Source organism: Streptomyces longispororuber, assembly GCF_014656095.1.
Lineage (GTDB): Bacteria > Actinomycetota > Actinomycetes > Streptomycetales > Streptomycetaceae > Streptomyces > Streptomyces longispororuber.
The window spans coordinates 16,409-25,185 of the sequence record NZ_BNBT01000040.1 but is presented as its reverse complement, the minus strand read 5'-3'; the positions used below and the strand labels follow the sequence as shown (position 1 = coordinate 25,185).

9 protein-coding genes are annotated in these 8,777 nt (G+C 73.7%); 4 read left to right on the top strand and 5 right to left on the bottom strand.

The window, feature by feature from the left end:
* The first annotated feature begins 96 nt into the window (after window positions 1–96).
* Together IE330_RS15435 and IE330_RS15430 are read left to right on the top strand one after the other, a co-directional pair.
* Entirely contained in the window at window positions 97–303 is a 207-nt protein-coding gene (locus IE330_RS15435) for an MbtH family protein (RefSeq protein WP_190136570.1), read from the top strand.
* Window positions 300–935: a GNAT family N-acetyltransferase gene (locus tag IE330_RS15430; RefSeq protein WP_190136569.1), complete on the top strand. Its 636-nt coding sequence runs from the start codon at window positions 300–302 to the stop codon at window positions 933–935. Before IE330_RS15435 ends, IE330_RS15430 begins: the two co-directional genes overlap by 4 nt.
* Window positions 936–1,078: 143 nt before the next feature.
* Here the strand turns inward: IE330_RS15430 and IE330_RS15425 are convergent, their stop codons facing one another.
* Window positions 1,079–1,744 carry an NADPH-dependent F420 reductase gene (locus tag IE330_RS15425; RefSeq protein ID WP_190136568.1) on the bottom strand — a complete coding sequence of 222 codons (666 nt, stop codon included), beginning with the start codon at window positions 1,742–1,744 and terminating at the stop codon, window positions 1,079–1,081.
* 133 nt (window positions 1,745–1,877) lie between these two features.
* Here IE330_RS15425 and IE330_RS15420 point away from each other — a divergent pair, with 133 nt between their 5' ends.
* Both IE330_RS15420 and IE330_RS15415 read left to right on the top strand, forming a co-directional pair.
* Window positions 1,878–2,363, top strand: a complete 486-nt coding sequence (locus tag IE330_RS15420) for a winged helix-turn-helix transcriptional regulator (RefSeq protein ID WP_190136567.1) — start codon at window positions 1,878–1,880, stop codon at window positions 2,361–2,363.
* Between the two features lie 93 nt (window positions 2,364–2,456).
* Window positions 2,457–2,870: a hypothetical protein gene (locus IE330_RS15415; RefSeq protein ID WP_190136566.1), complete on the top strand. Its 414-nt coding sequence runs from the start codon at window positions 2,457–2,459 to the stop codon at window positions 2,868–2,870.
* A 91-nt stretch (window positions 2,871–2,961) separates the two neighbouring features.
* On the opposite strand, the gene IE330_RS15410 is transcribed toward IE330_RS15415, so the two are convergent.
* The 4 genes from IE330_RS15410 to IE330_RS15395 form a co-directional block, all read right to left on the bottom strand.
* A complete protein-coding gene (locus IE330_RS15410) occupies window positions 2,962–4,440 on the bottom strand; it encodes an MFS transporter (protein WP_190136565.1) in 1,479 nt (492 codons plus the stop codon).
* Window positions 4,441–4,966: 526 nt separating this feature from the next.
* Window positions 4,967–5,155, bottom strand: coding sequence for a CsbD family protein (locus tag IE330_RS15405; RefSeq protein WP_190136564.1), 189 nt, complete (start codon window positions 5,153–5,155; stop codon window positions 4,967–4,969).
* 95 nt (window positions 5,156–5,250) lie between these two features.
* Window positions 5,251–7,425 (bottom strand): RNA polymerase recycling motor ATPase HelR, encoded by a 2,175-nt coding sequence (helR, locus tag IE330_RS15400; protein ID WP_190136563.1) that lies wholly within the window; start codon window positions 7,423–7,425, stop codon window positions 5,251–5,253.
* 875 nt (window positions 7,426–8,300) lie between these two features.
* Window positions 8,301–8,714, bottom strand: coding sequence for an ATP-binding protein (locus IE330_RS15395; protein ID WP_190136575.1), 414 nt, complete (start codon window positions 8,712–8,714; stop codon window positions 8,301–8,303).
* Window positions 8,715–8,777 lie beyond the last annotated feature (63 nt).

The following is an 8,777-nucleotide window of genomic DNA, read 5'->3' as shown; positions in this document are numbered from 1 at the left end:
GACCACCCCACCCCGACCCCGACCACCCCGCACCGACGACCCGCACCGACCGCCAACCGCCGAGCAACGAGCCACGAAACCGACGGAGGAGCCACCATGACCGAGGACAACCGCTTCCAGGTGCTGCGCAACGACGAGGACCAGTACTCGCTCTGGCCCATGGACGTCGAGATACCGGCCGGCTGGCACCGCACCGGCCAGGAGGGCACGGAGGCCGAGTGCGCCGCCTACGTCGACGAGGTCTGGACCGACATGCGCCCCCGCAGCCTGCGCGAACGAATGGAAGAAGGAGCCGGACGATGACTCCGCCGACACCACCCCTGCGCACCGCGCGCCTTGAGTTCACGCCCTACCGTCCCGAGGACGAGGACCACTTCGTCGGGCTGCTGCGCGACGAGGAGGTGTGCCGCTGGATGGGCCAGGACCGCGTGCCGGAAGCCGACATCCGCACCCTGTTCCGGGCCATCCTCACGGACGTGTACCCCCAGCGGATCTTCGACGTGTGGGGCCTGTGGCACGAGGGCGCCTACATCGGCCACGCCGAGGTGAAGAAGACCGGCAACGTCGACGGCCACGAGCTGATCACCGCGCTCGCCCCCGCGTACTGGGGCCGCGGCCTCGGTCTCGAAGCGATCCGCGGTCTGATGCGGTACGCGGCCGAGACCCTGGGCCTCAAGGAGGTCTACGGCATGGTGGGCGCCGGGAACGCCGCCAGCCTGGCGCTCTGCCGCCGCCTGGGCGCCCAGCACGTGCGGGACGTCGTCGGCGACGACGGCACGGTCACCAAGATGGTGCTGCTCTCCCTCGCGGACATGTCCCGCCCGGACGACCCCGCGGGGGACGTGGAGGCCAGGGGAGACCTCGGGGACCCCGGGGACAAGCCGTCCGGAGCCGCCGAGCCGCGGCGCGAGGGCCAGGTCACGGCCGACGGCTGACCTCCGCCCGACCGGAGCCGCCACGAGGCGGACACGGCCGCCGCACCGCCGTGCCGCGCCCCCGCGGAGCCCGACCCCTACTGACTCGGCCCGTCCGCGCCACCACGGCGCGGACGGGCCGGCTCACGGGAGGGAGTGTGTGCCTACGGCGTGTCGTCGACCGCGCCGGGGGCCAGCGCGGGGGAGGGAAAGGCGTGCCGGGCCTCGCCGCCGGACCACCACACGCCGACGGCGAAGACCGCGGCCGCCTCCAGCAGCCCCGCCCGGTCCAGGCCGCCGCACGGCAGTGGCGCGCAGCCCATCGAGTCGACCAGCTCCGTCACCACCCGGGCCGCGGCCGGGTCGTCCGCGCAGAACGGCACCGCCAGCGGCGCCCCTTCGAAGGCGGGCCGGGGCAGCGTCCACACGCTCTCGTGGCAGACGCCGAACACCTTCGCGACCCGGGCACCGGGCGCGGCCGCCGCGACGCGCGCGGCCACCGAGTCGGTGCCGCCGGACGTGGTGAGCGCCGGGCCGCCGGGGCCGGGCGCCATCGGGACGGTGCAGTCGAGCACCGTCCGCCCGGCGAGGTCCCGGGCCAGGTCCCCGGCCAGCCGTGGCGCGGCCTCCGCGGGCACGGCGACCAGCACCGTGTCGCCGTACCGCGCCGCCTCGCCCAGGCCCCCGTGCCCGGCCGCCCCGATCCGGGCGGCCGTCCCGGCCGCCGCGGCGGTGTCCCGACCCCCCACCACGACCTCGTGCCCGGCCCGCACCCAGGCCCCGCCCAGTGCCGCCGCCATGCCGCCCGCGCCGAGTATGCCGATCCGCATCGTCCCGCTCCCTTTCCTCCGGTGGTCCCTGCTGTGCTGCCTCTCGTGGTCCCCGCCACGGGGCGTCACGCCCTGGACGCTAGGCGGTCCGACGCACACCGTTCGGTACGCATCGACGTGGCAGGATCGCCCCATGCGCGAACGGGGAGCGGGACAACGAGCAAGCGGGGCAGGGCAGTCGGGCGGTCGGGAAGCGCCACGTGCGTCGTACGGGCCCGACGCGGCGGTCACCGCGGGGGACCTGGGCGGGGACCGCTTCGCCGCGGACTGCCGGGCCCGCGTCGCCTTCGAGGTCCTGGCCAACCGCTGGGACAGCGTGGTGGTCTTCGTCCTGGGCGAGGGCGGCCCCCAGCGCCCGCGGGTGCTCCTGGACCGCATCGGCGGGATCAGCCCCAAGGTGCTCAACGAGGCCCTGCGGCGCCTGGAGCGCAACGGCCTGGTGGAGCGCCGCCGTTATGCTCAGGCCCCGCCCCGCGTCGACTACCGCCTCACCGAGGCGGGCACCGCGCTGCTCACCCCGATCCGCGCGCTGGGCGCCTGGGCCGCGGCCTACGCGGACACCGTCCTCGAGGCCCAGGACCGCCACGCCCGCCCGGACGTGGGCGGTAGCCCCGGGTGACGTACCGTCGAAAGCCCCTCAACCCCGTGCTGACCTGCGGCATCACCCCGACCGCGGATTGACTTTAATTCTCCTTTACTGTTGTCTGCCCGGATGAACAGACGTATCCGCACCGCTGTGTTCCCCCTCGCCGCCGCTCTCGCCCTGAGCCTGAGCGCCTGCTCCGAGGCCGAGAAGAAGGCCGTCGACGCGGTCGACAAGGCCATCGACGAGACCTACGAGGTGACCTACGAGGTCACCGGCAAGAACATCGACGAGATCCAGTTCGCCTCCGGCAAGGGGTCGGCGTCCAACCCCAAGCTGGAGAAGGTCGTCAAGCCGGAGCTGCCGTGGAAGAAGACCGTGACGCTGCGCGGCATCATGCCGCCCACCGTCGTCCCGATCTCGACGGACCCGATCGCCGGCGACGTCGCCTGCAAGGTGATCCACAAGGGCAAGGTCCTCAAGGAGTCCACCGGCGACAAGGTCGTGACGGGCTGCATCGCGATCTCCCCGATCGGCGGCTGACCCCCGCCCGGCGGACGGACCGGGCACCGGACGTGCCGGGGCACGGGGCGTCCGGGTCCCGGCCGACGTGGTGGCCGGGACCCGGGGTGGCTCAGTCGGCCCGGCGTTCGGCCTGCTGGGGCAGGCCGAACATCAGCGCCCACATCAGGGCGAGGAGGCCGCCGACCCACCACAGCACGGTGAGGAACGCGTCGCGGTGGAGCCCGGGGTCGGACGAGCCGCCCGTGGTTGCGAAGAAGACCAGGGCGGTCAGCGCGGTGCCGAGGGCGATGCCCAGGTGCATGGCCGTGTTGAACAGGCCCGAGGCGGAACCAGCGTCCTCGTGCGGGACGCGGGCGAGCGACATGTCGGCGAGCGGACCGCTGACCATGCCGAGGCCGAAGCCGATCAGCACCACCGGGGCGGTCATCGCCGCGAGGCCCAGGTCCGCCCGACCGGAGTCGGCCTGGAGCCCGTAGGCGGCCGTCGCCGCGAGGGCGATGAGGGTTCCGGCCTGGGGCAAGCGGCGGGCGAAACGCCCGGCGCTCCTCGCCGCGATCGTCGCGCCGGCCAGCTCCCCGAGGGAGAGCAGCACGAAGGCCAGGGCCGCGTGGAAGGGGCTCATGCCCAGGCCGCGCTGGAGGTAGAGGGTCCAGGTCAGGAAGAACATCCCGCAGAGCAGGCCGTGCACGAGCTGCGCGGCCGTGCCGCCCGCGAACTGTCCGCCCCGGAACAGGGACAGGCGTACGAGGGGCGCGTCGTCCTGCTTGCCCCGCTGGTGGCGCAGGAAGGCACCGAGCGCGAGGAGCCCGGCGGCGAGCAGGGCGAAGCACCACAGCGGCCAGTGGTGGAGGTGGCCCTCGGTGAGCGGGAAGACGATCAGGACGATGGCCAGTGCGGACAGCAGCACGCCGGTCAGGTCGAGCCGGTCGGCCTTCTGGGCGGTCGATTCGGGGATGAACCGGCGTCCCAGGAGGAGCACGGCGAGGCCGACGGGCACGTTGATGAGGAAGATCGGCCGCCAGGACAGCCCGAACAGGTCGGCCTCGGTGAGCAGGCCGCCCAGCACCGGGCCCAAGACGTTGGCGAGCGAGAGGACAGCCCCGTACAGGCCGAAGGCCTTGCTGCGGTTCTGCCCCTCGAAGGTGACGTGGAGGGTGGCCAGGACCTGCGGGATCATCAGCGCGACCGCCACGCCCTGGAGCACGCGGGCGCCGATCAGCACGCCCGGGCCGGTGGCGAGGCCGCACAGCAGCGAGGCCGCGGTGAACACGACGGTGCCGGCGAGGAGGACCCTGCGCCGGCCGTGGAGGTCGCCGAGGCGCCCGCCGGTGATCAGCCCGACGGCGACGGGCAGGGAGTAGCCGGTGGTCAGCCACTGCACCGCGACCGGTCCCGCGCCGGTCGACTCCTCGATCGCGGGCAGTGCGGTGAGGACGACCGACTGGTCGAGGATGTCCATCAGCTCGGCGACCAGCAGCACCAGAAGGGCGATCCGGGCTGCCAGGGCCATGCGCGGGTGGTGGGGTGCCGGGTGGTCCGGGGGCGGGGTGGTGTGCTGCGGCTCGCTGCCGAGCGCGGAGGAAGACACGACGGGAACTCCTGATCCAAGGAATCGGGGAGCCCTGCCGGCAGCCGCACCGGGGCCGGAGAACACGGAGCCCGGGGCAGACGGCAGAGCTGCACCCGGGAGAAAGACAGAGAACTGCGGGGGAGGGGTGGCGCGACTCAGGCCTGCGCGACGTCCGCCCCCGGACACGTGCGACACGACAGCACGTGGGGAACGCGGACGACTACAGGGCCTGGTGGATAGGACGTCACCTCAAGACTGCGCAGAAGGAACAGGAACTCCGGTAGGAGCAGGAACTCCGGTAGGAGGAGGAACTCCCGTACGGACGGGAACTCCGGCCACCGCCACCGACAGCTCGGCGCAGGGACCCGTCCACGATACGGCACCCCCCGGCTCCGCCGCACGCGATATCGGCGACCGCCCGCCGCTGGACCGGCACGGTGCCGGGCCCCCGCTGCCGCGAGCGCCCCCTTGCCCGGGCAGGATCACTGCTCCCGCCCGGGGCCGGGTGGCTCGCGCCTACGTCAGGACGGCTCCCGGCGCGGCCTCAGCGGTCCTCGCGGTAGGAGTCGCGCACCCCCTCGGTCGTGTCGCGCGCCTTGCTTCGTGCCTTGTCCGCGGCCTCGCGCATCTTGGCCTTGGCCTGCTCGGCCTTGCCCTTGGCCTGCATCCGGTCGTTGCCGGTGGCCTTGCCGGCCATCTCCTTGGCCTTGCCCTTGGCCTTGTCCATGCCCATGGTGACTCCTTCAGTGGGGGACGGGACGTCTGTCACGTTATGGGCGATTCAGGTGACGTGCATCCGGAGCCGGTGGCGGTCCTGCGCGCCGGTCGTCACGGCCGCGTGAGGACCACCAGTTGCCGCGTCGCGCGCGTCATCGCGACGTAGCGGTCGACCGCTCCCTCGACGCCCTCGCCGAACTCCTGCGGGTCGACGAGCACGACCAGGTCGAACTCCAGGCCCTTCGACAGCTCCGGCGTCAGGGACCGGACGCGGGACGTCGCCGGGAACGTGGGCTCGCCGATGACGCAGGCGACGCCGTCGGCGTGCTCGGCCAGCCAGCCATCGACGACGGGGTGCAGCTCCGCCGCCGACCCGTACACGACGGGAACGCCTCCGCTGCGGATGGACACCGGCACGTTGGCGTCCGGGAGCACGGCCCGGATGACCGGCTCGGCCTCCGCCATGACCTCCTCCGGCGTACGGTAGTTGACGCTCAGGGAGGTCAGGGTGATCCGGTCGAACCCGACGCGCTCCAGCCGCTCCCGCCACGACTCGGGGAACCCGTGCCGGGCCTGCGCGCGGTCCCCGACGATCGTGAAGCTCCGGGACGGGCACCGCAGCAGCAGCATCTGCCACTCCGCGTCGGTCAGCTCCTGCGCCTCGTCCACGACGACGTGGGCGAACGGACCGGCCAGCAGGTCCGGGTCGGCGGGCGGAAGTTCGGTCTCGTCGACCAGGCTGACCTGGGCGTCCTGGCCGCGCAACATCCGCACCAGGCCTTCGCCGTCGTCCCCGTCGGCCCCGGAGGCGGCCGCCGCCTCGATCAGGTTGTCGACGACCTGCGCCATGCGCTCGCGCTGGGCCGCGAGGACGGCCTCGTGCCGCCGCCTGCGCCGGGCCGTCTCCGGGTCGCCCAGCCGCTGCCGCGCCGCGTCCAGGAGCGGCAGGTCGGACACCGTCCAGGCCCGGGCGTCGGCGCGCTGGAGCCGCTGCACGTCCGCACGGTCCAGCCAGGGAGCGCACATCCGCAGGTACGCGGGGACCGACCACAGGTCCGAGACGAGGTCGGCGGCCTCAAGGAGGGGCCACGCCTGCCCGAAGGCCGTGAGCAGCTCCCGGTTCGCGGCCAGCGACGCGCGGAGCCGCCCCTCCGGGGCGTCGCCCTCGTGCTTGTCCACCAGGATCGTGAGCAGTTCCTCCCACACCTGGTCACGGGCCTCGTTGTGCGGCGTACCGGGCTCCGCCGCGGCGAAGGCGGCGGCCCAGTCGTCCGCGCTCAGCCAGATGTCGGACCAGTGCGTCGTGACCGTCATGCCCGTGGCCGGAGGCTCCTCGTAGAACCTGACGGCCGTCTCGATCGCCCGCACCATGTCCGCGGACGACTTCAGCCGCGCCACGTCCGGGTCGCTCTCGGGCACCGCCCGCGCCCCCTCGGCGACGAGGTCCCGCAACGTGCAGGTCTGCACGCCCTCCTCGCCGAGGCTGGGCAGGACGTCGCCGACGTACGCCAGGTACGGCCGGTGCGGGCCGACGAAGAGGACGCCGCCGCTGCGCCGCTGCCCGAGGCGCGGATCCGCGTACAGCAGGTAGGCGGAGCGGTGCAGGGCGACGACGGTCTTGCCCGTGCCCGGGCCGCCGTCGACGACGAGGGCGCCCCGGGAGCCCGCGCGGATGATGGCGTCCTGGTCGGCCTGGATCGTGCCGAGCACGTCCCGCATCCGTGGCGACCGGTGGGTGCCGAGGCCGGCGATGAAGGCCGACTGGTCGTCGAGCGCGGCGTGCCCGGCGAACCCCTCCGGTGCGAACACCTCGTCCCAGTAGTCGCTGATCCGCCCGCCCGTCCAGCGGTAGCGGCGGCGGCTGGTGAGCCCCATCGGGTTGGCGTGCGTGGCCCCGAAGAACGGTTCGGCCGCGGGGGAGCGCCAGTCGACCAGCAGCCGGCGGCCCGTGCTGTCCGTCAGGCCGAGGCGGCCCACGTACAGGGGTTCGCCGCCGTCGGCGCCGACCATGCGCCCGAGGCACAGGTCGAGGCCGAAGCGGCGCAGGGTGCGCAGCCGGGCGGTGAGCCGGTGGACCTCCGCGTCCCGGTCCATCGCGGCCCGGCCCGTGCCGCCGGGCGCCCTGCGCTCGGCATCGAGGCGGCCGGACACCTCGGCGATCGTCTGCTCCAGGCACGCGGCGACGGCCGCGAAGTGCCGCTCGTCGTCGGCGACGAGCGCGGGCTCGGCCTTGGCGGAGAGGCGCTCGGGAAGGTCGAAGACGCTGGTGGTGGTCTGGGGGTGCACGGTATGAGCTCCGTTCTGGGGCCGCTGACGGCCCTGGTGCGCGCACGCTGGTGCGCGGCGGGCGACTGGGCGTCCGGACCGGCATGTCGGTATGTCGGTGTGCCGGTACGTCGGTACGTCGGTGTGCCGGTGTGTCTGGATGCCGGTGTGTCTGGAGGTCGACATGTCCGGATGTCGGTATGGCTGCCGCGGACGCCTGCGGAGCGACGCTCCGTGGGAGGGGGAGGCGGACCCTGGCGGCCGCCGGTGCGGCTCGCCGGGGGCGCGCGGGTCCTTGGGGGGGGCTTCGTACGTGCGAGGGCGGGCCGGTGGCGCGGGGCTGTTCCAGGTGTCCCGTACGCCGGGTCGCTCCGGGCTGATCTCGCTACGAGGGCTCGCCGGGCCGGGGTGCTCGCCGTGCCCGGGGCATCGGGCCGACCGACGACTCCCGGGGCCTCCGGCCGGACGACGGCGCGCGGGTCACGGCGGCAGCGGCGCGCCGGTCCCGTGGCCGTGGGGAAGGAGCCGTCAACGGCTCGACGTCCCCGCGCGACTCATACGTCGACAACAACACACGCACTCGGCATCCCCCACGTCCGCAAGCATCGAATCCGGCTCAGGCCGGAGATTCTGCGGCACGGAGGGGGTCTTGCCGCAAGGACCCCTGTGTGTTATACGTTAAAAGTGGCGAGGAGCAGCGGGCTCCTTGCCTTTTTGTTTGCCGCCTCCAGGGCGCCCCCGCGCAGCCCGTGGTCAGGCGCGTCGCGAGAGGCGCCCTTGCCCAGCCCGTCGTCAGGCACGCCGCGAGAGCCGGGAGAGAGAACCGGGGACCGTACGCGGTCGTGCGTGGAGTCCGCCCGCTCAGGCCGGGGCGGTCAGGGGCGTGCGGCGGAACGTCACAGCATCTGGCGGCCGGCCAGGGCGCCGGCGGGGTCGTCGGCCAGGACGACGTCGGCCGTGATGCGCTTGCCCACCGGCTCCCGGTGCACGGCGAAGCTCGTACAGACCGCCATCACGATCTCCAGGCCGTGCTGCCCCACCCGGTCCGGGTCGGGCGCCAGGATCACCGGCAGCGCCGTGCCGCTGTCCCACACGCTGATCCGCACCGCGCCGTCCACGATCTCCAGCGTCAGCAGGCAGGGCCCCGGCGCGTACTTGCGGGCGTTGGTCACCAGCTCGCTCACCACGAGCTGCACCATGCCCATGGCACGGCCCGACACGGGCAGGCCGTGCACGGCCTGGACGTCGGCCAGGAACGACCGGGCGAGATCCCGGGCCTCCGCGATCTCGGCGCTGCTCTCGAACGCCATGGAGACCGCTATGACGTCGTCGACCGGCGACTGCCGCTCGTCGTCCTCCGCCTGGGTCACGCG